23 protein-coding genes are annotated in these 24,236 nt (G+C 70.3%); 19 read left to right on the forward strand and 4 right to left on the reverse strand.

Features of this window, described 5'->3' with window-relative positions:
• Positions 1-68: 68 nt before the first annotated feature.
• Entirely contained in the window at positions 69-332 is a 264-nt protein-coding gene (locus JKV81_RS08150) for a hypothetical protein (RefSeq protein WP_129266775.1), read from the reverse strand.
• A gap of 203 nt (positions 333-535) precedes the next feature.
• A complete protein-coding gene (locus tag JKV81_RS08155) occupies positions 536-1,750 on the reverse strand; it encodes a PucR family transcriptional regulator (RefSeq protein ID WP_129266774.1) in 1,215 nt (404 codons plus the stop codon).
• Between the two features lie 661 nt (positions 1,751-2,411).
• Between JKV81_RS08155 and JKV81_RS08160 the strand changes: the two genes are divergently transcribed.
• The 17 genes from JKV81_RS08160 to JKV81_RS08240 all read left to right on the forward strand — a co-directional run bounded on the left by JKV81_RS08160 (position 2,412) and on the right by JKV81_RS08240 (position 19,649).
• Positions 2,412-3,047: a hypothetical protein gene (locus JKV81_RS08160; RefSeq protein WP_099177502.1), complete on the forward strand. Its 636-nt coding sequence runs from the start codon at positions 2,412-2,414 to the stop codon at positions 3,045-3,047.
• Between the two features lie 214 nt (positions 3,048-3,261).
• Positions 3,262-4,743: a DUF6801 domain-containing protein gene (locus tag JKV81_RS08165; RefSeq protein ID WP_236055748.1), complete on the forward strand. Its 1,482-nt coding sequence runs from the start codon at positions 3,262-3,264 to the stop codon at positions 4,741-4,743.
• A gap of 73 nt (positions 4,744-4,816) precedes the next feature.
• Entirely contained in the window at positions 4,817-5,761 is a 945-nt protein-coding gene (locus tag JKV81_RS08170; protein ID WP_202075271.1) for a hypothetical protein, read from the forward strand.
• Positions 5,762-6,470: 709 nt separating this feature from the next.
• Complete coding sequence (locus JKV81_RS08175) at positions 6,471-7,454, forward strand: ABC transporter ATP-binding protein (protein WP_202075272.1); 984 nt, start codon at positions 6,471-6,473, stop codon at positions 7,452-7,454.
• Positions 7,451-8,299, forward strand: a complete 849-nt coding sequence (locus tag JKV81_RS08180; RefSeq protein WP_202075273.1) for an MlaE family ABC transporter permease — start codon at positions 7,451-7,453, stop codon at positions 8,297-8,299. The genes JKV81_RS08175 and JKV81_RS08180 overlap by 4 nt, the downstream gene beginning before the upstream one ends.
• A 3-nt stretch (positions 8,300-8,302) precedes the next feature.
• Positions 8,303-9,106: an MlaE family ABC transporter permease gene (locus JKV81_RS08185; RefSeq protein WP_031094766.1), complete on the forward strand. Its 804-nt coding sequence runs from the start codon at positions 8,303-8,305 to the stop codon at positions 9,104-9,106.
• Positions 9,106-10,404, forward strand: coding sequence for an MCE family protein (locus tag JKV81_RS08190; protein WP_129266769.1), 1,299 nt, complete (start codon positions 9,106-9,108; stop codon positions 10,402-10,404). The genes JKV81_RS08185 and JKV81_RS08190 overlap by 1 nt, the downstream gene beginning before the upstream one ends.
• On the forward strand, positions 10,401-11,432 hold the full coding sequence (locus JKV81_RS08195) for an MCE family protein (protein ID WP_129266768.1): 1,032 nt from the start codon (positions 10,401-10,403) through the stop codon (positions 11,430-11,432). Before JKV81_RS08190 ends, JKV81_RS08195 begins: the two co-directional genes overlap by 4 nt.
• Positions 11,429-12,448: an MCE family protein gene (locus JKV81_RS08200; RefSeq protein ID WP_129266767.1), complete on the forward strand. Its 1,020-nt coding sequence runs from the start codon at positions 11,429-11,431 to the stop codon at positions 12,446-12,448. Before JKV81_RS08195 ends, JKV81_RS08200 begins: the two co-directional genes overlap by 4 nt.
• 1 nt (position 12,449) lies before the next feature.
• On the forward strand, positions 12,450-13,595 hold the full coding sequence (locus JKV81_RS08205) for an MCE family protein (RefSeq protein ID WP_202075274.1): 1,146 nt from the start codon (positions 12,450-12,452) through the stop codon (positions 13,593-13,595).
• Positions 13,592-14,734, forward strand: coding sequence for an MCE family protein (locus JKV81_RS08210; protein ID WP_202075275.1), 1,143 nt, complete (start codon positions 13,592-13,594; stop codon positions 14,732-14,734). The genes JKV81_RS08205 and JKV81_RS08210 overlap by 4 nt, the downstream gene beginning before the upstream one ends.
• On the forward strand, positions 14,734-15,969 hold the full coding sequence (locus tag JKV81_RS08215; protein ID WP_202075276.1) for an MCE family protein: 1,236 nt from the start codon (positions 14,734-14,736) through the stop codon (positions 15,967-15,969). The genes JKV81_RS08210 and JKV81_RS08215 overlap by 1 nt, the downstream gene beginning before the upstream one ends.
• Entirely contained in the window at positions 15,966-16,487 is a 522-nt protein-coding gene (locus JKV81_RS08220; protein ID WP_129266763.1) for an Rv1363c family protein, read from the forward strand. The genes JKV81_RS08215 and JKV81_RS08220 overlap by 4 nt, the downstream gene beginning before the upstream one ends.
• Positions 16,484-17,077, forward strand: coding sequence for a hypothetical protein (locus JKV81_RS08225; protein WP_236055751.1), 594 nt, complete (start codon positions 16,484-16,486; stop codon positions 17,075-17,077). Before JKV81_RS08220 ends, JKV81_RS08225 begins: the two co-directional genes overlap by 4 nt.
• An 11-nt stretch (positions 17,078-17,088) precedes the next feature.
• The gene (locus JKV81_RS08230) at positions 17,089-17,619 is read left to right on the forward strand and encodes an Rv1363c family protein (protein WP_236055754.1); all 531 of its coding nucleotides are present in this window, start codon (positions 17,089-17,091) and stop codon (positions 17,617-17,619) included.
• A gap of 41 nt (positions 17,620-17,660) precedes the next feature.
• Positions 17,661-18,395, forward strand: coding sequence for a hypothetical protein (locus JKV81_RS08235; RefSeq protein WP_202075277.1), 735 nt, complete (start codon positions 17,661-17,663; stop codon positions 18,393-18,395).
• Positions 18,396-18,413: 18 nt separating this feature from the next.
• Positions 18,414-19,649, forward strand: a complete 1,236-nt coding sequence (locus tag JKV81_RS08240) for a lytic transglycosylase domain-containing protein (RefSeq protein WP_202075278.1) — start codon at positions 18,414-18,416, stop codon at positions 19,647-19,649.
• A gap of 4 nt (positions 19,650-19,653) precedes the next feature.
• Here JKV81_RS08240 and JKV81_RS08245 read toward each other — a convergent pair whose 3' ends face one another.
• On the reverse strand, positions 19,654-20,715 hold the full coding sequence (locus tag JKV81_RS08245; RefSeq protein ID WP_129266759.1) for an ATP-dependent DNA ligase: 1,062 nt from the start codon (positions 20,713-20,715) through the stop codon (positions 19,654-19,656).
• A gap of 95 nt (positions 20,716-20,810) precedes the next feature.
• On the opposite strand from JKV81_RS08245, the gene ligD reads away from it, so the two are divergent.
• Positions 20,811-21,824: a non-homologous end-joining DNA ligase gene (gene ligD, locus JKV81_RS08250; RefSeq protein WP_124276127.1), complete on the forward strand. Its 1,014-nt coding sequence runs from the start codon at positions 20,811-20,813 to the stop codon at positions 21,822-21,824.
• On the forward strand, positions 21,821-22,957 hold the full coding sequence (locus tag JKV81_RS08255) for an ABC-2 transporter permease (protein ID WP_236055758.1): 1,137 nt from the start codon (positions 21,821-21,823) through the stop codon (positions 22,955-22,957). The genes ligD and JKV81_RS08255 overlap by 4 nt, the downstream gene beginning before the upstream one ends.
• A gap of 15 nt (positions 22,958-22,972) precedes the next feature.
• On the opposite strand, the gene JKV81_RS08260 is transcribed toward JKV81_RS08255, so the two are convergent.
• A partial coding sequence (locus tag JKV81_RS08260; protein ID WP_202075279.1) for a 3-keto-disaccharide hydrolase occupies positions 22,973-24,236 on the reverse strand: 1,264 nt, incomplete at its 5' end.

Raw genomic sequence — 24,236 nt, forward strand, 5'->3', positions numbered from 1 at the left:
ATCCTTACTCCAGAGTAAACTTACTTCTGAGTAAGGTAAGGGGGGTGTCGTCATCGCGCAAGCAGCTGTCACCAGGCGCCGTCGGGGCGTACCGCGAGGTGGGGGTGATGGGCGCAGAGCACCTTGTTGGCCCGGGCGAGCTCGGACAGCGCCTGCTCGCGGTCGGCCTGGTCCTCGATGCCGAGCCGAGGCCCACGGAACCTGCGCACCTCGCGGGCGGCGCAGTCGGCGTCGAACTCCGCCTGGAGGATGTGCGGCGGGGTGCAGGACCCGATCAGCGCGGCGACCCGGTCCGGGATCGGCACGGGGACGAGGAGGTGCGAGGCGGTCATGGGGGGTTCCCTCTCGGATGGTTGGCCAGGAGGTGGTGCTCCGCGGTGGCCGGTGGGCCACCGCTCCTCCCTATGTAACGGGACGCAGTTCCGTGTTTCTCGTTGAGAACGTCTCCGTGTCGCAACCGTTTGGGACTGACCGTCTATTTCGCTTTACCTGAAGGTAAGTTGACTTTGCGCCACGTATGTGATGAAGGGTCAGGTCAGTTCAGTGACTGCCCGCCGCGTGACCGTAACTGCAGGGCGCGCAGTACCGCCTCGGTCGAGAAGCGGCTCTCGGGGTCGGTGAGCTGGTCGCCGAAGATGGCCTCCAGGCTGCGCATCCGGTAGCGGACCGTCTGCGGATGCACATCCAGCAGCTCGCCCATCTGGGCCGCGGTGCCGCGGGTGTCGAGCCAGATCCGCAGTGTCTCGATGAGGCGCTCGCGCCGTGTGGTGCTGATGCCGGACACGGCGGCCAGTTCGCGCTCGGCGAGCTGGTCGAGGAGGGCGGTGTCGGAGAGGAGCCACAGGGTGATGAGGTGGTCCTCGCAGAGGATGACGGGCGCGTCGTCGATGACCCCCGCGTCGACCAGTTCGAGGACGCGCCGGGCCCAGCGGATCGAGTCGGCGGCGAGCGCCGTCGGCACGGTCAGCCCGATCGCCGCGCCCCCGCCCGGAATCGTCCGGTCGAGCATCTCTCTACGCGCGTCGTCCATCGGCCCGGGGATCAGGAGATGGGGCTGCGGGTCGCCCGGGTCGATCAGGACGTCGTGGTCGGCGCTGATCCGGTCGAGCCCGGACGGGGCGCGCACCGCGACGAGGGTGACCTGCTCGGGCAGCGTCCATCCGGTCTGCTCGCACAGCTCGGCGATGGCGCTGCGGGGTACGGGTCTGCCCGTGAGGATCAGGTGCAGCAGCCGCCGGCGCACCGCCTCGCCCTGCTGGTCGGACTGGGCCTGCACCTCCAGATAGCCCTCGCGGGACAGCGACTCCAGCTCGTCCACGTATGCGAACAGCGCGTCGGCGAAGCTGAGCATCAGCGCAGGCGAGAAGTGATAGCTCCGGCCCACCTTCTTCGCCCGCCGCAGCGCGACCCGCGCCCCCAGCCGGTACGCGCCCTGGAGCGCGTCCATGGTGCGTCCCTCGTACGCCTCGAACCTGCCGAATCTCCGGCACATGTCGTCGCGCAGAACCGTGGGGGACGAGGGTTCGGCGACCAGGTCCACGAAGGAGGAAAGGCTCTGTTCGACACCCATCCGGATGGACGTGCCATTGGGGCCGTTGAGAAGCCGCGCGTATTCCGGATAGGCGCGGGTCACTTCCATGCCTATCTCTTTGATCAGGCTCGGCAGTTCTGGCCGCATGATCGCGGCGAACTCCTGGGGGAGGGGCCCCAGCGGGTCTCCGGTGTCCAGCGGCTGGATAAGTCTCGGCATGACCGTCCCCTTGCTTTCCTGGGCCCTGCGTGGGTGGAGCAGGTGGGGGAAAGCGCTCCCACGGACCGACAGGTGTATACCAACATCGGCGCCGAAGATAGACCAAGTCGGGCGGGGTGCACACCACTTGGACAAGGCTGATGTGCAAGGGCCACACAACAGGCCCCGGTTGTGGGGCTCCGGTGCAGGTGGGGCCGTACATGCTCACTTCCGGACAATGTTTTCGGCCGTCGGCGCACCGAGGGTGCCGGCACGGGGGTGCCGCGCCCGCCGCGCCGGGCTGGTCCGAGTGCCGTTCCCGGCCCCTTCCCGGCGTCCTCCGGTCCTGTCCGGAAGGTACGGGCCTCCGGGGCGCCCCGGACGGGGACCGGTGGCGGCGCGGTATTCCGCCGGGTTATTGCGCACGAAGTGACAAGTGCGCCAAGCGAATTAGTGACCTGTTGACGAGGAAAAAAACTTGCCCGACCAATCTTGACCGGCGGGATTGTGCTCCAAGTTTCCCGCAAGTAACGTCACGCCCTGTCACAGCACGTATGTGGCTGAAAGCGCAGCACGGCCCCCACGCAACACGATTCATCGCGGCACTCCCTGCGCCTTTGCAGGAATTGGGGTGCCTTCCCCGCAACAGTGCACCCGCACTGCCGAATCGGAGGAACTCACTGTGCGCAACTCCCTCAGAAAGATCGCGATCGCGGCCGGTGCAGCCGCGGCCGCCGTCACCCTCGGAGCCACCACCGCCACCGCCGGCGTCGCCGCTCCGACCTGGACCGTCGGCCCCAGCTCGCCGGAGGCGTTCTCGGCCGGCTCCGGCACCGTCACCCTCACCCTCAACGGCATCCCGATGACGTGTACGTCGTCCGCGGCGCAGGGCAACCTGGCGAGCGCTTCGGGTACCACCAACGTGCAGGTCGGCACCATCGCCCCGCTGACCTGGTCCAGCTGCACCAGCCCGTTCGGCCCGGTGACCCCGACCGCCGACACGTCCACCCCGTGGAAGCTGAACGCCAACACCTACAGCGCCGGTGTCACCAGCGGGTACATCAGCGGTGTCAAGGCCACGCTGAAGGTCCTCACCTGCACCTTCACCGTGACGGGCAACGTCGCCGCCACGTACACCAACTCCACCGGTGTGCTGGCGGTCAGCAACAACGCGACCTACAAGCTGACGGTCGCCACCGTCACCGCGGGCTGCGCCGGCATCGCCGCCGTGGGCAACAACCCGACCTACACCGCCAACTACAACGCGGTCACGCCGGTCGGCGGCAGCACCAAGCCGACCATCGTCTACACCCCCTGATCCGGCCACGAGCCACTCAGGAGTGAGCAGGGGCCGCACGGCGGGATCACCCGCCGTGCGGCCCCGTGCCCGCCGGCCCGTCACCGGGAACGGAGGAGCCGGCCGTGCGCAGGTCTCCCGGGGAGCTCGCGACGACGGCGGATGCGGGTCCACCCGCCGCGCGGTGCGCGTCGGGTCCGTCAGAAGGGGGACATGTCCAGTGAGGGGCAGTCGTATGACAGGCGCACGGCGGCGCACGGCGCGGGGTGCCGCGGTGGCCGCCGCGGTGCTGCTGGGAGGGATGATCCCGGGCGCGCAGGCCGCGTCCGGTGTGCAGGAGATCGATGCGGAACTGGCCTACACGTGCGACTTCCCCGAAGCCGGGCAGCCGGTGAAGGCCACGATCTCCGCGACCGTCCCGGAATCGGGCCGGGCCGAGCAGGTGATCCAGCCCGAGGACGTGGGGCTGGATCTGACACTGCCCGAGGAGGCATCGGCCGGACTCGCCGCCGCCGGGGCGGCGACCGTGACGGCGGAGGCGAAGCTGTCGGTCGATGTGGTCCAGGGGGACCAGCACGCCCGGACGGAGTGGATCGGGACGACCGCCGAGCCGGTGCCGGTCCCCGGGTCGGGCGACCTGACGCTGAGCACGGCCGGGGGCGTTCCCTTCGTGAAGCCCGCGGCGCCGGGCGACCTGGTGTTCGGGGCGGGTGCCCTCTCCGTGGAACTCGCCCTCACGAAGGCCGACGGGACACCGGCCGACTCACCGGCCCTCACCCTGGGCTGTGCGCTGGACACCGGGCAGGAAGCGACGCTGGCAACGGTGCCCGTGGGCGGTGACGGAGAGGAGACGGGGGCGGAGCCCACCCCGACCGGATCCTGGCCCGAGGAGCGGGAAGCGGGCGAGGAGGACGGTCTTCCGGAGGTCGGAACCCCGGCGCAGCAGCCTGCCGCGGCAGACGCGCCTCCGTGCTTGGGTGACCCGAGCGACGATCTGAGCATGGTCGCCTTCGTCACCGGCTACGCCAACGTGGCGAAACTCGACGGCGCGACCAGATTCCCGCTGGCCTGCGCGCGGATCACGCAGGGCGAGAGCAGGGTCGTACCCGACGGGGCGTTCCTGCACATCTACCAGGACTCCGCGGTGGACCTCGACTTCGAGGGGAAGACGCAGCTCCCTCCCGCCTCCGGCACGTTTCTGACGTTCGGATTCATGCCGACCACCGCAACCCTCGAGATGACGCAGATCCCCCCGGGGACCAACCCTGACGGGACGCGAGTCCCGAACATCAAGTCCGACCTGGCGATCAACCTCGCCGAGGGCTCGACCAAAGGCGTGACGGCCGTGACGCTCGAGCTGATGCTCCGGCTCCGTGACGTCGAGGTCGACGGCGTGCCCCTGGACGTGGGTGACAACTGCCGCACCAGCAAACCCTTCACCCTGAAGCTGGAGGGGCACATGACGCTGAAGGACGGAGTCCAGGTGGGGTACACCCTGGCGACCGGCGGTGAGCTGACCGGGTCGGTGACGCTGCCCCCCTTCAGCGGGTGCGGTGCCGACGAGGACCTGGACAACCTCTTCACCGCGTCCCTGTCCGGGGTGCCCGGTTACGTCAAACAGGTGCAGGGAGCGCCCTGCGCGCCGGCGAACGGCGCGGATCCCACCTTCTGCATGCCCGACTTCACGCCGAGAGACGTGCCCGAAGCGGCTCGCTGAGCCCACGCAGCCGTACCGACATCCACATCGCGCACTGCGACATCTCCCGTCCCGCTCACGAATCGAGGGAACCATGAGACCCGTCTCCACGACCTGGATCAAGGCCGGCGGCGCCGTCGCCGCGCTGGTCATGCCCCTGACCGCCACCCCGGCCGGGGCCGCCACGGCGGCCACCCAGCTGAACGGCTCCTGGGCCCCGTTCGACCGCTGTCCGGTGGACGCCCCCGCCATGCTCGCGACGGACGGCGACACCGACGTCCCGCTGTGCGTGACGTCCACCTCGCCCAACGGGACGATCAAGCTGGGCAACACCACGGCGACCACCGGGTCCACGAACCTGCAGTTCGGCGTCATCCAGCACCCGGCCGAGGGGACCTACACGGTCGTCCCCCCGGCGGCCGGATCCATCATCAGCGGGAAGACCACCATCCCCGGCGGTCTCCTCGGCATCATGTGCCCCAGCAATGTCCCCGTCGTCTCGGCCGTCTGCGGGCAGATCACCGACGCCACCCTGAACAAGGTGACCGCCACGGTGGAGTCCGCCGGTACGCCGACCGACTTCAGCCTGGTCGCCGGGATCTCCTCCGGGCCCATCGTCAAACTGCCCGTCAAGATCCGCCTGGAGAACCCGCTGCTCGGATCCAACTGCTACATAGGCAGCAGCAGCAACCCGGTGCTTCTGCGTCCCGGGAACCTCAGTGCCCCGACCATGGCCGCCTCCCGATTCAACGGGGACGGATCCGCGAACCCGGACGAGGGGTCGCTGATCCGGATCGCCCTGTCCGGGGCCGCCCAGGGCGACAGCCAGTTCTCCGTACCGAAGGCCAGTGGCTGCGGTCTCGGCGGTCTTCTCAGCTGGGCCATCGACCTCAAGGTCGGCCTGCCCGCCGCGGCCGGCTCGAACAACCTCGTCCTGAACGACGCCAAGACCTACACGGCCGGTCTCACGGCTCCGGGTGTGTCGGTGCCCAACGCGGGCAAGGAGCTGGCCGCGAGCTGGCACTCCGCGGTGAAGTAGCCGGCGAGAGGGCCACGGGAGCCGCATCCGGCTTCTTGTCACTTCGTGCGCCCCCGGCCCTCGGCCGCCCATGAGCCCGCCCCGACCGAAGGAACCCTGGTCGGGGCGGGCTTCGGTGTGTCAGGACCGGCTTCCGGGCGCCCGCCGTCGCGGCTCGCCGGCCCTCACTTTTCGATAGGTTTCGCGCGCCGATTACTCATCGGGACATAAGAAAACGGCGCCGCGCAATTACCTAGGAGAAAGTTCGTGAAGTGCTATTGCGGACTCAGGTTACCGGCCCGTAGCGTCCCGCTTGAGCAGCTCGGAAACGCATCCGTACCTGCTCGTTCGACGTACGTGGAGTCCCGGTCGCGCCCCCCTCGGCCCGGGATTCCTCCGGGAGTTCCCGGCACCGGAACCCTCCACCGGCGCGGGGCCTCCCACCGCCGGGATCTCGTGGCCCCGGCCCCCCGGGGCCGCGGGACCCCGGTGCACCTGGACAGCTTGCGCAGAATCCGACAAGGCCGTCGACCGGGTTTGTCATTCGGTGACAAGTGATCCGTCCGAAGATCGATGCCCGGCGATTTCCGCTGCTCAACGGCTTGTCCTGGCGGATTCGACGGACATAACGTGCGCCTCCTGGTGCATGTGTGACGAGCCGCCCCTTGCATTCACCGGAGCCGGAGCGCAGACAGATGACGTCGTTCACCACCCCTGCGAAGGAGGGCCGATGGGAATCGAAGTAGTCGTCGAGGGCCTGACGAAGTCCTTCGGTAAACAGAACATCTGGCAGGACGTCAGCCTCACGCTGCCGGCCGGTGAGGTGAGTGTGATGCTCGGTCCTTCCGGTACAGGAAAGACCGTCTTCCTGAAATCCATCATCGGACTGCTGAAGCCGGAAAAGGGCCGTGTCCTCATCAACGGCGTCGACATGGTCAACAGCCCCGAGCGAGAAATCATGGAGACCCGGAAGCTCTTCGGGCTGATGTTCCAGGACGGCGCCCTCTTCGGCTCGATGTCGCTCTTCGACAACATCGCCTTCCCCTTGCGTGAGCACACCCGCAAGAAGGAGTCCGAGATCCGCCGCATCGTCATGGAGCGGATCGACATCGTGGGTCTGCTGGGCGCCGAGGAGAAGCTGCCCGGTGAGATATCCGGCGGCATGCGCAAGCGCGCCGGCCTGGCCCGCGCCCTCGTCCTGGACCCGCAGATCATCCTCTGCGACGAGCCGGACTCCGGCCTCGACCCGGTCCGTACGGCCTACCTCTCGCAGCTCCTGATCGACCTCAACGCCCAGATCGACGCGACGATGCTCATCGTCACCCATAACCTCGACATCGCGGCCACCGTCCCCGACAACATGGGGATGCTGTTCTGCCGCAACCTCGTCACCTTCGGCCCACGAGAGGTCCTGCTCACCAGCGACACGCCCGTCGTCTCGCAGTTCCTCGCCGGGCGCCGTGAAGGCCCCATCGGCATGTCCGAGGAGAAGGACGCGGCCACCCTCGCGGCCGAGCAGACCAACGGCTCCGACCGCACAGCCGGCCCCCGCACCGTCGTACCGCAGCTGGAGCCCTCACCCGGGCTGCCCGTGCGGCAGGGCGCCCTGCGCCGCCGGGAGCGGGTCCTGTCCATGATGGGCCAGCTGCCGGATGCCGCCCGTACGGCCATCATGAACAGCTACGCGCCGACCTTGGACGGTGGGCGCCGATGACGGCACCACTGCCCGTACGGCCGCCGGAGCCGGCCGCCGAAGAGGCGCGGGAGGAGGCGCCGGGGCAGAGACCGCCCTCGCGGCTCCTCGCCCCGCTGCGTCAGACCGGACAGCTCTTCGCCCTCGCCCTGGCCGTCGCCCGGGCCGTCTTCCGCCGCCCTTTCCAGGTACGGGAGTTCATCGAGCAGTTCTGGTTCGTCGCCAGCGTCACCATCCTGCCCGCCGCGCTCGTCTCCATCCCGTTCGGCGCGGTCATCGCCCTCCAGGTCGGCTCGCTCACCGAACAGCTCGGCGCCCAGTCCTTCACCGGCGGCGCCAGCGTCCTCGCCGTCATCCAGCAGGCCAGCCCGCTCATCGTGGCCCTGCTGATCGCCGGCGCCGCGGGCTCCGCGATCTGCGCCGACCTCGGCTCCCGCAAGATCCGCGAGGAGCTCGACGCCATGGAGGTTATGGGCGTCTCGCCGATCCAGCGCCTCGTCGTCCCGCGCGTGCTGGCCACCATGTCCGTCGCCGTCCTGCTCAACGGGCTGGTCTCCGTGGTCGGCACGCTCGGCGGCTACTTCTTCAACGTGATCATGCAGGACGGCACCCCGGGCGCCTACCTCGCCAGCTTCTCCGCCCTGGCCCAGCTGCCCGACCTGTACGTCGGTGAACTCAAGGCGCTGATCTTCGGCTTCATCGCGGGCATCGTCGCCGCCTACCGGGGACTCAACCCGCGCGGCGGCCCCAAGGGCGTCGGCGACGCCGTCAACCAGTCCGTCGTCATCACCTTCATGCTCCTGTTCGCGGTGAACATGGTCCTCACGACGATCTACCTCCAGATCGTCCCCCCGAAGGGGGGCTGACCGATGTCGATGCTCGGCTGGCTCGACCGCTCCGGTGAGCAACTCACCTTCTACGTACGGGCGCTGATCTGGATCCCGCGGACCCTGCGCCGCTACCTCAAGGAGGTGCAGCGGCTGCTCGCCGAGGTCGCCTTCGGCAGCGGCGGCCTCGGCGTCATCGGCGGAACCATCGGCGTGATGATCGCGATGACCCTCGCCACCGGCTCCGTCGTCGGCCTCCAGGGGTACGCCGCCCTCGACCAGATCGGCACCTCCGCGTTCACCGGTTTCATCTCCGCGTACTTCAACACCCGGGAGATCGCCCCGCTCGTCGCCGGCCTCGCCCTCTCCGCGACCGTCGGCGCCGGATTCACCGCCCAGCTCGGCGCGATGCGGATCAACGAGGAGGTCGACGCCCTGGAAGCGATGGGCGTGCGCTCCATGCCCTACCTCGTCACCACGCGGATCATCGCCGGCGTCGTCGCCATCATCCCGCTGTACGCGATCGGGCTGCTCTCCTCCTACCTGGCGTCCCGCTACATCACCGTCCTGTTCAACGGGCAGTCGGCGGGCACCTACGACCACTACTTCAACCTCTTCCTCTCCCCGGACGACGTGCTCCTGTCGGTGCTCAAGGTGCTGATCTTCAGCGTGCTGGTGATCCTCGCCCACTGCTACTACGGCTTCCACGCCACCGGCGGGCCGGCCGGCGTGGGTGTGGCCGTGGGCCGGTCGGTGCGCAACGCCATCGTGCTGATCAGCGTCACCGACTTCTTCCTCTCGCTCGCCATCTGGGGCGCGACGACAACGGTGAAGGTGGCCGGCTGATGCATTCCTCCACGGCGCAGACGGTGCGCCGCAGACTCGCCGGTGTGGCCTTCGTGCTGGTGCCCGCCCTGCTCGTACGGCTGTCGGTGTCCGTGTACGAGAAGGACTTCACCGACGACGCCACCGTGACCGTACGCACCGGAAGCGTCGGCAACGAGATGCACGACAACGCCGAGGTCAAGCTCCGCGGCGTCGTGATCGGAGAGGTCCGCGCCATCGAGTCGGACGGCGACGGGGCGCGCCTGACCCTCGCCATCCGGCCCGGCAGGCTCCGGCAGATCCCCGCCGACGTCACCGCCCAGATGCTGCCCACCACCCTCTTCGGCGAGCGGTTCGTCGCCCTCGTACCCCCGTCCGTCCCGTCCGCGCGGACCCTCCAGGCCGGTGCGGTGATCCCGCAGGACCGCTCCTCCAACGCCATCGAGCTGGAGGAGGTCCTCGACAACGTCCTGCCGATGCTGACCGCCGTCAAGCCGGAGAAGCTCGCCGCCACCCTCAACGCGGTGTCCCAGGCGCTCGAAGGACGGGGCGACAAGCTCGGCGACACGCTGGTCACCCTCGACGCCCACCTCAAGGAGTTCAACCCCCAACTCCCCACGCTCAACGCGGACATCAAGGAACTCGTCAAGGTCAGCACGCTCTACGCGGACGCCGCCCCCGACGTCCTGGACGCACTCACCGACTTCACCACCACCAGCGGCACCCTCGCCGAACAGCAGGCGGAGCTCGCCGATCTGTACGGATCGACCACCGCCTCCGCCCAGGACGTCACCTCCTTCCTGCGCAAGAACAAGGACAACCTCATCCGCCTCTCCGCCTCCGGCCGGCCGACCCTGGAACTCCTGGCCGAGTACTCCGACATGTTCCCCTGCACCCTGCGCACGATGGCGGGCTTCGTGCCCGCCATGGACAAGGCGCTCGGCAAGGGGACCGACCGGCCGGGCCTCCACGTCACGCTCAGGCCCGTGAAGTCCAAGGGCAAGTACGTGGCCGGCCAGGACACCCCGGTCTACGACGCCACCGGGGGCCCGCACTGTTACTCGGTGCCGTACACCGGCAGGGCGGCGCCGACCGCCGACGCACGGACCGCCTCCTCCGCCGTGGACAGCGCCCCCGGTGACACCGCGACCGGGACCGACGCCGACACCGCACTCGGCATGCCCAACTCACCCGAGGAGAGCCGGCTCGTCAACGAGCTGGTCGCCCCCTCCCTGAACGTGCAGCCGCAGACCCTGCCCGACTGGAGCAGCGTGCTCATCGGTCCGGCCTTCCGCGGTGCGGAGGTGAAGCTCAAGTGAAGCGCCGCTCCCTCGCGGGACCCCTCGTCAAGTCGATCGTCTTCGTCGTGGTGACCGTCATGGCCACCACCGTCCTCGGGCTGTCCATCGCCAACACGGGCGTCGGCGACACCACCTCGTACAGGGCGAGGTTCACCGACGCGACCGGACTCGTCGTCGGCGACAGCGTCCGGATCGCCGGCGTCAAGGTCGGCCAGGTCGAGTCCATCGAGGTCGCCGACAAGCGGCTGGCCGAGGTCGGCTTCGCCGTCCGCAGGGGCCGCGCGCTGCCCGCCTCGGTGACCGCCTCGATCAAGTACCTCAACATGGTCGGCCAGCGCTACATCGACCTCGACCAGGGCGCCGGGCCCGTCGGCCGGAGCTTCACCCCGGGCGCGACCATCCCGCTCTCCCGCACCACACCCGCGCTGGACCTCACCCAGCTCTTCAACGGCTTCCAGCCCCTCTTCGAAGGACTGTCGCCACCGGACGTCAACCAGCTCGCCGGATCGATCGTCCAGGTCCTCCAGGGCGAGGGCGGCACCGTCGACAGCATCCTCTCCCACGTCGGATCGCTGACCGGCACCGTCGCGGCCAAGGACAAGGTGATCGGAGAGGTGATCAAGAACCTCAACACGGTCCTGAAGACCGTCAACGACCGGGAGGCGGGCTTCAACGACCTCGTCGTCACCCTCCAGAAGCTCGTCACGGGCTTCGCCGGTGACCGCAAGCCGCTCGGGGAGGCGGTCACGGCGATGGGCGCGCTCACCACCGTCACCGCAGACCTCCTCCAGGACGGACGCAAACCGCTCAAGGACGACATCGCCCAGCTCGGACGGCTCACCGGCCGGCTGGACAAGAACTCCCCCAAGATCGAGAGCTTCCTGGAGAAGACCCCGGCCAAGATGGAGGCCATCACCCGCCTCACGTCGTACGGGTCATGGCTCAACCTCTACCTCTGCGAGGCCAAGGTCAGCGGTGTGACCACCGAGGACGGCAGCGCCCCGCCCACCGGCATCACGATCGGTCAGCCGAGGTGCCAGGCATGAGAATCAAGCCCGTACGCGAACGCAACCCGGTCGCCGTCAGCATTGTCGGACTCCTCGTCCTGGCGCTCGTCGGCCTCGCCGCCTACCGCGCCGACGCGCTTCCCTTCATCGGCGGAGGCACCACCTACAGCGCCGACTTCACCGAATCGGCCGGCCTCGACGAGGGCGACGAGGTACGGATCGCCGGGGTGAAGGTCGGCGAGGTCACCGGCGTCCGGCTCGACGGCGCGAAGGTGAGGGTGGACTTCAAGGTCAAGGACGCCTGGATCGGCAACTCCTCCACCGTCGGCATCGCCATCAAGACCCTCCTGGGCGACAAGTACCTCGCCGTCGACCCGCTGGGCGACGCCCCTCAGGACCCGGGCTCCCGGATCACCGCGAGCCGCACGACCTCCCCGTACGACGTCACCCAGGCGTTCGACGGGCTCGGCGAGACGATCGACGAGATCGACACCGACCAGCTCGCCCGGAGCTTCGAGACGATCTCCGAGACCTTCAAGGACTCACCGCCCGACGTGCGCAGCGCCGCGAACGGGCTCTCGGCGCTGTCGAGGACGGTGTCCGAGCGGGACGCCCAGCTCGCCACCCTGCTCAAGGGCAGCAAGCAGCTCACCAGGACGCTCGCGAACAAGAAGAGCAGCTTCGAGACCCTCCTGGAGGACGGCAACCTGCTCCTCGGCGAGATCCAGGCCCGCCGCGACTCCATCCACCTGCTGCTCACCGGGACCAGGAACCTCGGGACCCAGCTCACCGGGCTCGTCGCGGACAACGACAAGCAGCTGAAGCCCACCCTGGACTCGCTGGGCCGGGTCACCTCGGTGCTGGTGAAGAACCGCAAGAGCCTCGACAAGGTGCTCTCCCTGGCCGGTTCCTACAACCGTCTCGTCGGCAACACCCTCGGCAACGGCCGCTGGTTCGACAACTACGTCTGCGGTGTCGTCCCGAAGAGCTACCTGCCCGCCGGCACACCCCCCGGCAACGGCGACTGCATGCCACCGAAGCAGGGAGGGCGCTGACATGAGACGCACACGCGTCATCGGGATCGGCGCCGGGCTCGCCGTCGTGGCGGTCGCCGCCACCTCGGGCGTCATGGCGCTGGACGACCAGGGCAGGACCACCGTCACCGCCTACTTCGACCAGGCCACCGGTGTGTACGCCGGCTCGGACCTGCGGATCCTCGGGGTGAAGGTCGGCACCGTCGAGTCCGTGGAGCCGGACGGCAAGGAGGTCAGGGTCACCCTGAGGCTCGACCAGGGCGTCGAGGTCCCCGAGAAGGCGCACGCCGTCGTCGTCGCCCCGAGCCTGGTCGCCGACCGGTACGTACAGCTCGCACCCGCCTACACCGGGGGAGCGCGGCTGGAGGACGGCGCCGTACTCCCGGCCGCGGACAACGCCACCCCCATCGAGGTCGACCAGCTGTACGAGTCGATCACCGAGCTCTCCACGGCCCTCGGCCCGGACGGTGCCAACACGGACGGGGCGCTCTCCGCACTCCTGGACACCGGGGCGAAGAACCTCGACGGGAACGGGAAGGCCATCGGGGACTCCGTCGAACAGTTCGGCAAGGCGACGAAGACCCTCGACAAGAGCAGCGGCAACCTCTTCGACACGCTGTCCTACCTGCAGACCTTCACCACGATGCTGAAGGAGAACGACGGCAACGTACGGGCCGCCGAGCAGCAGCTGAACACCGTCACCGGCTTCCTCGCCGACGACAAGAAGAACCTCGGCGCGGCCCTGAAGGAACTGGGCAAGGCACTCGGCCAGGTCAAGGGCTTCATCCAGAGGAACCGCGGCGCCCTCAAGGAGAACGTGGACCTCCTGCTGCCGCTCACCGAGACCCTGGTCGACCAGCGTGCCTCGCTCGCCGAATCCCTCGACACACTGCCCCTCGCGGCGGGCAACGTGCTGAACGCGTACGACCCGGCGAACCGCACCCTCAACGGGCGCACCGACCTCAACGAGCTGTCGATGGGCGGGCCCCTCACCGAACCCGGGGCCGCTGCCGCCGGACCGCAAGGGCTGGCTCCGGTGGACGCCACCCGGCGGAAGGCGCTGCCCGTACTGCCGCTGCCCGCCGTCGGCACCGTCTACGGCACCCCGGAGAAAGCCGGCGCGAAGAAGGCCGGACCGGACGAGAAGAAGCAGGAGGCGACCCCATGAGCCCCGCCCCGCCCAGACCCGGCACCCGGGTGGTCGCGGCCCTCGGCGCGCTGGTCGCCGCCGGCGTCGGCTTCGTGCTCGTCGCCACGACCGTCGGCCTGCCGTCGTTCGGGGGCATCGACCAGGTGCCGCTCCCCGGCGGTGCCGACCTCGGGGACCACCCGTACGAGATCACCGCCGAGTTCGGCGATGTCCTCAGCCTCGCCCCGCAGTCGTCCGTCAAGGTCAACGACGTGGCCGTCGGCCGGGTCACGAAGATCGCCCTCACCCCCGGCAGCTGGACCGCCAGAGTCACCATGCGGGTCAACGGCAAGGTCGACCTGCCCGCCAACGCCTACGCCCACCTCGAACAGTCCAGCCTGCTCGGCGAGAAGTTCGTCCAGCTCTCGCCCCCGAGCACCGGCACCGCTGAGGGAGCCCTCGCGGACGGCGACCGGATCCCGCTCTCCCGCACCAACCGCAACCCGGAGGCCGAAGAGGTCTTCGGCGCCCTGTCGATGCTCCTCAACGGCGGCGGGGTCGCCCAGCTCAAGACCATCACCACCGAGCTCAACAAGGCACTCGCCGGCCAGGAACCGCAGATCCGCTCGATGCTGAAGCGCGTCGACACCCTCGTCACGAACCTGGACGACCACAAGGAGGACATCACCGCGGCCCTCGACGGCGTCAACCGGCTCTCCGCCACCCTCGCCACCCGTAAACAGGACGTCGGTACGGTCCTCACCGGGCTCACCCCCGGCATGAAGGTCCTGGAGAAGCAGCGGGGCTCGCTCCTCACCATGCTGCGCTCGCTCGACACGCTCTCCACCGTCGCCGTCGACACGATCGACAAGAGCAAGGCCGACATGATCGCCGACCTCAAGGCCATCGCACCCACGCTCACCGCCCTCGCCGACTCCGGCGACGACCTGCCCGACTCCCTCCAGGTGCTGGTCACCTACCCGTTCACCGACGAGGTGCTCCGCGGGGTGAAGGGCGACTACCTCAACGTCTACCTGGACGTGACCGCCCAGCCCGGCACCCAGGTCATCCCCGCGCTCACCCCGCCCACGGAGTCCGGCACGCAGAAGAAGCAGGGGGCGGCGCTGCCCCTGCCGCTCCCCTCGGTCACCCCACCGGGAACGGAGGGCACCCGCTGATGATCACTCCCGCCATCCGGCTCAAGAACATCGCCTTCCTCGTCGTCGCCGTACTCGTCCTCGGCTTCCTGGGGGTGCGGTACGCCGACCTCGGCCACTACGTCGGGCTGCGCGACTACTACACCGTCACGGTGCAACTCCCGCAGACCGGAGGTCTCTTCACCCACTCCAACGTCAGCTACCGGGGCGTGTCCGTGGGCAGGGTCGGCCCGATCGAGCTCACCGACGACGGCGTCGAGGCCGAACTGCGCATCGAGAACGACGCACCGCCGATCCCCGACAGCCTGGAGGCCGTCGTCGCCAGCCTCTCCGCCGTCGGCGAGCAGTACATCGACCTGCGGCCCACCCGCGCGGACGGGCCCTTCCTGGAGAACGGCTCGGTCATCGACCAGGCCGACACCACGATCCCCGCACCCGTCACCGACGTCCTCACCAGCGTCAACGACCTGACGGCCTCGGTCGACACGGAAGCGCTGCGCACGGTCGTCGACGAGTTCGGCGCCGCGTTCAGCGGGCGTGGCGACGACCTCCAGGTCCTGCTGGACACCGGCGGTGAGTTCATCGAGGCCGCCGACGAGGCGCTGCCGACCACCACGAAACTGATGGCCGACGGAGAGACGGTGCTACGGACCCAGAACGAACAGGGCGAAGCGCTCAAGGGCTTCGCCTCGGGCGCCGAGGAACTCGCCGCCGAACTCAAGGGATCCGACACCGACCTGCGCCGGCTCATCGCCGCGGCACCCGACGCCACCGAACAGATCAGCGGACTGCTGCGCGATCTCGACCCCGCCTTCGGGGTGGTCGTCGCCAACCTCCTCACCACCTCCGAGGTCGCCGTCACCCGCCAGCGCGGACTGGAGGAACTCCTGGTGAAGCTCCCCGCGGTCGCGGCCGCCGGGGCGAGCGCCGTCGACGCGGACGGCGCCAGGTTCGGCATGTCGGTCACCTTCTTCGAACCACTGCCCTGCACCGCCGGGTACGGCTCCACCACCTACCGCCCGGGCACCGACACCTCGGCCGCCCCCGCCGCCAACACCAAGGCCCGCTGCGCTTCTTCGCCCGGCAGCGGCATCAACGTCCGCGGCAGCGCCAACGCCCCGAAGGGCGGCCCCGTGCCCGAACCGTTCACCCCGGGCCCGGGCCTCCTCCCGGACGCCCCCGGCACCACCGCGGGCACCACAGCCCCGCCGGCCGACGGCATGGCCGGCCTGCTCGGTCTGGGAGGCGGCTCATGAGCAGCCGTACGAGGACGGGGCTCGGCTGGTCCGCCCTGCTCGCCGCGGTCCTGGTCTGCGCGCTCGGCACCTGGTCGTACGCCCAGGCCCGGGGCGACGACACGCTGGCGTACGCGAAGAGCCGCGACGCCGCGCTCGCCGACGGCAAGCGGCACCTCGCCCGGCTGACCAGCATGGACGGCAGGAACGCCACGAGCGTGAAGTCCGGGATCGATGCCTGGCTCGACGCCTCGGCCGGACCGCTGCACGACCGGCTGGAGAGCACCCGCAAGAAGGACGCGGGCCGGCTCACCGAGTCCGGCGCCACCGCGCGCGGCAAGGTCACCGACGCCGCGCTCACCGCGCTCGACGACCGGGCCGGCACGGCCGCGCTCATCGCGACCGCCGACATCGAGGTCACCCCCCGCACCGGCAAGGGCGGCACGGAGCGCAAACGCTTCGAGGTGACCCTGACCCGCACCGGGAACGGCTGGAAGATCAAGGCACTCGAAGCGCTACCGGTCGGGAGCGGCTCATGACCCAGGACACCGCGACAGTGACCGGCCCGCCGGACCTCGGCCCCGTGCCGGAGTCCGGGCCGGACGGCGGCCCGGACACGGCCCCCGCACGCCGGAGATGGGTCCGCCCGCTCGCCGCGGTGCTGGCCGTCGCCCTGCTGGGCGTGGGCGGCACCCTGTTCGTCCAGGGGCGGCAGCTGCGCGACACCCCCGCCACCTCCAACCGCGCCCTGACCGACTCCGCCGCGACCAGCCGGGTCACCGGCGACGTGAGCAGCGCGCTGGGCAAGGTCTTCTCGTACAGCCCGCAGGCCACCGCCGCCACCAAGGAGGCGGCGAAACAGCTGCTCGCGGGCCGGGCACTCCAGCAGTACGCGGCCCTGTTCGGCCAGGTCGAGAAACAGGCAGCCGACCAGAAGCTGACACTCACCAGCCAGGTCGTACGCGCCGGGGTCACCCGGCTCACCGGCAGCAGCGCCCACCTCCTCGTCTTCCTCGACCAGATCTACGAGCGCGAGGGGAAGGCCGCCACCACGGCGGCGGCGCAGCTGTCCGTGACCGCGGAACTGCGGGGCGGACAGTGGCGGATCGTCGACATCACCTCCAGGTAGGGGAGAGCACGATGGCACGGGTATCCATGACGACCACTCCGCTGCGGGCGGCAGCCCTCGCGCTGACCGTCGCGGCCGCCGTCGCCGCGGGCTGGGGAGGCTGGTCGCGCTACGACGCCGCGCACGACGCGTCCGCGGCCTACGCCCAGGCCCGCAACGACGCCCTGGCGGCGGGGGAGCAGGCCGTGCAGAACATGAACACGCTCGACCACGCCCGGCTCGACCAGGGACTGGACAGCTGGGAGGACTCGACCACCGGTGATCTGCACAAGCAACTCGTCGACGGGCGCGACGCGTTCGTCGAGCAGATCGAGGCCGCGAAGACGGTCAGCACCGCCAAGGTGCTGTCCGGAGCGGTGACGGAGCTGGACGACCGGGCGGGCAAGGCGGGCGTGATGGTGGCGCTGCGGGTCACCGTGACCGCCCCCGAGGGTGAACCCGCGGTCAAGGAGAGCCGGATGCTCGGGCAGCTCACCCGCACCTCCGGGGGATGGAAGCTCAGCGCCCTCGGCCAGGCACCCGTAGGCAACACCGCCGGCTGACCGCGACCCGCCCCGCCCCGCCCTTTCGAGAGGACCACCGCATGTCGACGACCCGTCACCTCGTCAACCGCCGCCGCCGGCTCGCCACCGTCGCCGCGACGGCAGCCCCGCCGCGCACCATCGCGACCCCGCGACCGGCGCCCGAACCGCTCACCGAGGCCGGGGACGAGACCGAGGCCAGTACCGGGACCGAGCCCGGGACCGAGCCTGAGCCCGAGGGCGAGCCCGCCCACGACGATCCCCCGCGCAGACGCCTGCCCCGCCTGCGTATCCGGCTGCCCGCCGTCCTCTGTGCCGCGACGCTGCTCCTCGGCGCCTTCGCCGCCTGGTCGTTCACCTCCGCCGGCGCGCTGCGCGACGAGCCGAGCCGGCAGAACACGGCGCTCACCGACATCGGCAGGACCAGCGAGGTGAAGGGGCAGATCACGGAGGCCGTCGGCGCGGTCTTCTCGTACGACTACGCCTCGCCCGGGAAGTCCGACCTCGCCGCCCGGAAGCATCTGACCGGCAAGGCGGTCCAGCAGCACAAGGACATGCTCGCCGAGGTCCGCGCCCAGGCCCCGAAGCAGAAGCTCGTCCTCACCACGGCCGTCACCGAGAGCGGTGTCGAGTTCCTCGACGGCGACCGGGCCAGGCTGCTGGTCTTCGCCGACCAGAGCAACACCCGGACCGGCAAGGAGGAGGAGACGACCTACGCGGCCGCCATGTTCGCCGTGGACGCCGTCCGCCGCGGCGACACCTGGCGGATCGCGGCCATCGACACGTTCACGCGCTGACCCAGGAGAGGCAGACACATGAGGTTCGACGGAACCATGCGCCGCGGACTCACCGGCACGGCCACCGCGGTCGCCGCCATGGCCGCGCTCACCGCGTCCCAGGCCCCCGGGCTCACGGGCGGCACCCCCGCCGACGACATGAAGAACGTGGCTTCGGACGAGGTCGTCTGGACCGAGGTGCCGAACGACGACAGCTACCACACCGAGCTGCCGCCCCTGCGGTCACCGGAGCCGCCCGTCACCACCGGGAAGAAGCCCGCCCCGGCAGCCGTGGTGCAGTCCTGGGCCGAGGCGGGCATCCCCGCCACCGTGCTCGCCGCCTACCGCGACGCACAGCGAGCGCTCGGCCGGACCGACCCCGGCTGCCACCTCCCCTGGCAGCTGCTGGCGGCCATCGGCAAGGTGGAGTCCGGCCACGCGTCGGGCGGCCGGGTGGACGCCGCCGGCACCACGCTCACCCCGATCCTGGGACCGGTCCTGAACGGAGCGGGCTTCGCCAACATCCCGGACACCGACAACGGGGTCTACGACGGCGACACCCGGTACGACCGGGCCGTCGGGCCGATGCAGTTCATCCCCTCCACCTGGGCGCACTGGGGCAAGGACGGCAACGGCGACGGCCGCGCCGACCCCGGCAACATCGGTGACTCGGCCCTCGCCGCCGGCCACTACCTCTGCGCCGGGGCCCGCGACCTGTCCGTACGGGCCGACCTCGACCGGGCGGTCCTCAGCTACAACCACTCGGACACCTACCTGCGCACGGTCCTGTCCTGGCTGGAGTTCTACCGCAAGGGCGTCCACCCCGTCGCCGACGGCAAGGGCGTGATCCCGAGGAGCCCCGGCGCGGGAAGCCCCCACGCGCCCAAGGCCCCGGTCGGCGGCCCCGGCAGCCCGAGCGCCCCCGGCAAGGGCGGCGGCATCGTCGTAGGCCCGCAGCCCAGCGCCACGCCGGCCCCCTCCGCCTCGCCGAAGCCCACCCCGACGGACTCCGGCAGCCCGGACCCCGGCGGGTCCCCGAGCCCCACGGACCCGACCCCCGGCCCCGATCCGACGGACAGCGGCTCGCCCGACCCCACGACCACGCCCGACCCCACCACCACACCGGACCCGGGCCCCGGCGCCACGGATCCGACCACGACACCCACCCCGGACCCCACCACCGGACCCCCCTGCCCCACACCCACGGCGGACGCCGACCCCACCACCCCCGCGGAGACCCCGGCCGGCGAACCCTGCGCCACCCCCACCGCCTGACGGATCAGCGGCCGTCGAGCACCTCGGACAGGTCGTACCGCACCACTTCCTCCAGCTGCGCGTAGGTGCAGCCGGCGGGGGTGCGGTCCGGCCGCCACCGCCGGAACTGCGTGGTGTGGCGGAACCGGTCACCCTCCATGTGGTCGTACGCCACCTCGCAGACCCGCTCCGGCGCGAGCGCCACCCAGGACAGGTCCTTCTTGCCGGACCAGCGGCTCGGCGCACCCGGCAGCCGCGCGCCCTCGTGCGCCGCTGCCTCCGCCCAGGCCGCCCACGGGTGTTCCGCCGGGTCGATGCGCGACGGCTCCAGCTCCTCCACGAGCTCGGCCCGCCGCTTCATCGAGAAGGCCGCGCACACCCCCACGTGCTGCAGCGTGCCCCCGGCGTCGTACAGGCCGAGAAGGAGCGAGCCGACCACCGGGCCGCTCTTGTGGAAGCGGTAGCCCGCCACCACGCAGTCGGCCGTCCGCTCGTGCTTGATCTTGTACATGACCCGCGCGTCCGGCCGGTACGGCAGATCGAGCGGCTTGGCGACCACCCCGTCGAGCCCCGCCCCCTCGTACCGCTCGAACCACTCCCGCGCGAGGTCCGGGTCCGTGGTGCACGGGGCCAGATGGACGGGCGGCGAGGCGTCCGCCAGGGCCTCCTCCAGGACCGTCCGGCGTTCGGTCTGCGCCGCCGCGAGCAGGGACGTGTCGTCCAGGGCCAGGATGTCGAAGGCGACGAAACTCGCCGGGATCTGTCCGGCCAGCATCCGCACCCGGGAGTCGGCCGGATGGATGCGCTCGCTCAGCCGGTCGAAGTCGAGCCGCCCCTCGTACGGCAGGACGATCTCACCGTCGATCACGCACCGCGGCGGCAGGTTCTCCCGCACGGCGGTCACCACCTCGGGGAAGTAGCGGGTGAGGGGCTTCCCCGTGCGGCTCCCGATCACCACCTCGTCGCCGTCCCGGTGCACGATCGCCCGGAAGCCGTCCCACTTCGCCTCGTACTGCATACCGGGGGGAATCGTGGACACGGACTTGGCGAGCATCGGCTTCACAGGAGGCATCACCGGCAGGTCCATGGCCCCGATTCTCACCCACCGCACGGAGCACGTCCTCCGATATGCGGCATATGTGGGCCCGGCCTACGGTGTCCGACATGGGAGCAGGAGCAGCGGTGGAGCTGGACGTGGACGGACGAGCCGTACGGCTGTCCAACCCGGACAAGGTGTACTTCCCGGAGAAGGGCTACACCAAGAAGGACGTGGCCGACTATTTCCAGGCCGTGGGGCCCGGGATCCTCCGCGCCCTGCGCGAGCGGCCGACCACCCTCCAGCGCTTCGTCGACGGGGTCGAGGGCGAGTTCTTCTACCAGAAGCGGGCGCCGAAGAACCTCCCCGACTGGACCCCCACCGCCCGGATCGAGTTCCCCAGCGGCCGGCACGCCGACGAGATGTGCCCCACCGAACTGGGCGCCGTCCTCTGGGCGGTCAACCTCGGCACCCTGACCTTCCACCCCTGGCCCGTCCGCAGGGCCGACACCGACCACCCCGACGAGCTGCGCATCGACCTCGACCCGCAGCCCGGAACCGACTACGCCGACGCGGTCAGGGCCGCCCACGAACTGCGCGCGGTCCTCGACGACCACGGGCTGCGCGGCTGGCCCAAGACCTCCGGCGGGCGCGGCATCCACGTCTTCGTCCCCCTCGTCCCGGAGTGGACGTTCACCCAGGTCAGGCGCTCCGCCATCGCGGTGGGACGGGAGCTGGAGCGCAGGATGCCGGATCGGGTGACCACCGCCTGGTGGAAGGAGGAGCGGGGGGAGCGGATCTTCGTCGACTACAACCAGACGGCCCGGGACCGCACCATCGCCTCCGCCTACTCCGTACGCCCCTTCCCGCACGCCCCGGTCTCCGCGCCCCTGCGCTGGGACGAGATCGACGACGCCGAACCCCGCGACTTCGACCTCCGCACCATGCCCGCCCGGTACGCCGAGGTGGGCGACCTGCACGCCGACATGGACGACCACGCCTTCCGCCTCGACCAGGTGCTGGAGCTGGCGCGGCGCGACGAACACGAGCACGAGCTCGGTGACCTGCCGTATCCGCCGGAGTACCCGAAGATGCCCGGCGAGCCGAAACGGGTGCAGCCCAGCCGCGCCCGGCACGACAGCGGCGACGGCGACGCATGAGCACCGAGCAGGGGCCGGAGGAGCACCCTCCGGGCGGCTCCCCGAGCGGCGAAGAGCATCCTCCGCAGGGCGATGAGCACCCCCCGCACGGGGCCCACGGCAGGCCTCCGACGCGGGCCGAGAAGTGGGCGTCGTACAAACAGTCCCCGTACGTCCCCGCCTTCGTGCTGCTCTTCATCCTCGCCGCCGCGGCCGGTCTCTTCGCCGGTTCGTACACCTACACGATGGCCGACCCGACACCGCGTCATATCCCCTCCGCGGTGGTCGGCGACGTCCAGAGCAGGGGCGGCAAGGTGTTCATCGAAGGGATGGAGAAGGCCCTCGACGCCTCCCTGCAACTGCGCCCGTACGCCACCCGGGCCGCGGCGCGCGAGGCCATGGAGGAGCAGAAGGTCTTCGTGACCCTGCGGCCGGAGGGGCAGCGGGTGGCCATGGACATCGCCGGGGCCGCCGGGGCCACGGTCGCCCAGCTGCTCGCGGAGACCGGGGCGAAGGTCGCGAAGGAGTCCGGGGTCCCGGTCACGATCACGGACGTCAAGCCGCTCCAGAAGGGCGATCCGCGCGGGCTGGCGCTCTTCTACATCTCGCTGGCCGCCGTCATCGTCGGCTTCGTCGGGGCCATCCAGCTCAGCGTGCACGCCAGGGCGCTCAATCCGTTCGAGCGGATCGTCTTCACCGTCGCCTACTCCCTGCTGGGCGGCTTCTCGATCGCCGCCGTGGTGGACTGGCTGATCGGCGCGCTGGACCTGCCGTTCGTCGAGTCCTGGCTGATCCTGGCGTTCACGATGTTCACCTCGGGCATGGTCTTCACCATGTTCAACACCATCATGGGCCGCTGGGCGATGCTCCCCACCTGGGGGCTCATGGTGCTGCTGGGCAATCCGTCGTCCGGGGGAGCGGTGTCCTGGCCGCTGCTGCCCTCGGCGCTCGGCGAGATCGGGCGCTGGCTGCCGCCAGGGGCCTCCGTCAACGCCCAGCACACGGCGGTCTACTACCAGGGCCACCAGGTGGCCTTCCCGTTCCTGGTGCTGGGAGCCTGGTCGCTGGTCTCCTGCACGGTCTTCTGGGTGTGGCGCCACCGGCACCCCGGCGGCCGTGACCGCATGCCGGAGCATGCGGCCACGGCCGCCTGAGTGTGGCTCGCGCGCCTACAACTCCTGGATGCGAACGTCGCGGTAGGAGATCACGTCGGTGGTGCTGTGGACCTGGAGTCCGATGTAACCGGAGGCGTACCGCCGGCCGTCGGTGCCCGGGTCGTCACCTCGCGGTGGTTCGAAGACCTGGCCGCCGTTGTTGTCGAACTCATTGATCAGGACACCGTTGCGGTAGACCGAGTAGTGCTGGTCCACCACCCGGATCTCGTAGTCGTTCCAGGTGCCCTTGGGGGTGACCCCGGCGCCGCCGAGGCCGACCCGGTCGAAGCCGTAGACCGAACCGGTCTTGTACATGTCTCCGCCGGGCCCGTCATAGGCTTGGATCTCATGGCCGTACTTGATGGCGGCCCACTCCGGTCGGGGCTCCTCCGGGTGGTCGTGGACGTTCGGGAAGCGGACGAACACGCCGCCGTTGGCGTTGGCGCCCTCCGGGGCGTCGTCCCGCCACTGGAGCTTCAGCGAGAAGTCCCCGTACTGCCGCGACGGGAACCACAGCATCCCCATGCCGTCCACCGTGGTGGAGCTGGTGATCGAGCCCTCCTCCTCGTTCAGCGCGAACTGTCCGCCGCCGACCTGCTCCCACTTGGCGAGGGACGCGGCGGTGCCGTCGAAGAGCTTGCGGTAGCCCTCGTCCTGGCCCGGCTTGCCGATGCCGGACTGCTTGGCCGCCTTGTAGATCTTCTTGTGCTCACGGGCGTCGACGACCCCGTCGGCGAGCAGCTTGTCCAGGACCTTGTCGACGTGCTTGAGGAACAAGGCGTGCGAGGACCAGTCCTTCTCGTCCTCGATCAGCTCGTTGATCGTGCAGCGGTTGCCGGTGAGCCGGTTGGGGACACCGGTGTCCACCGTGCCGACGATGACGGTCAGCCGTTCGTCGAACTCCGGGCAGTTGGGCGCCGGAACCCCGCCACTCTGCGCGACGGTGAACGAACTCCGCTTGGCCTCCGAGGTGTTGCCCGCCTTGTCCGTCGCCCGGTGGGCGAAGGTGTGGTAGCCGACGCGGTCGACGATGACGGGGGAGGAGTACGCGAGGTACGGTCCGCCGTCGAGGGAGTACTCGGCCTTGTCCACGCCCGAGTCGTCGTCGGTCGCGCTGAGGGTGACCTCGGCGCTCGTGATGAACGCGCCGTCCGAGTTCTTGTCGCCCGCCACGACCACGGAGGTCTCCGGCGGCGTCCTGTCCTGCGACGGCGGCTCGACGACGGTGAAGTCGACCGCCTTCTCCTCGGCCGCGTTGCCGGACTTGTCGGTGGCGCGG

Origin of the sequence: Streptomyces silvae (genome assembly GCF_016745505.1) — a bacterium.
Taxonomy (GTDB): Bacteria; Actinomycetota; Actinomycetes; order Streptomycetales; family Streptomycetaceae; genus Streptomyces; species Streptomyces silvae.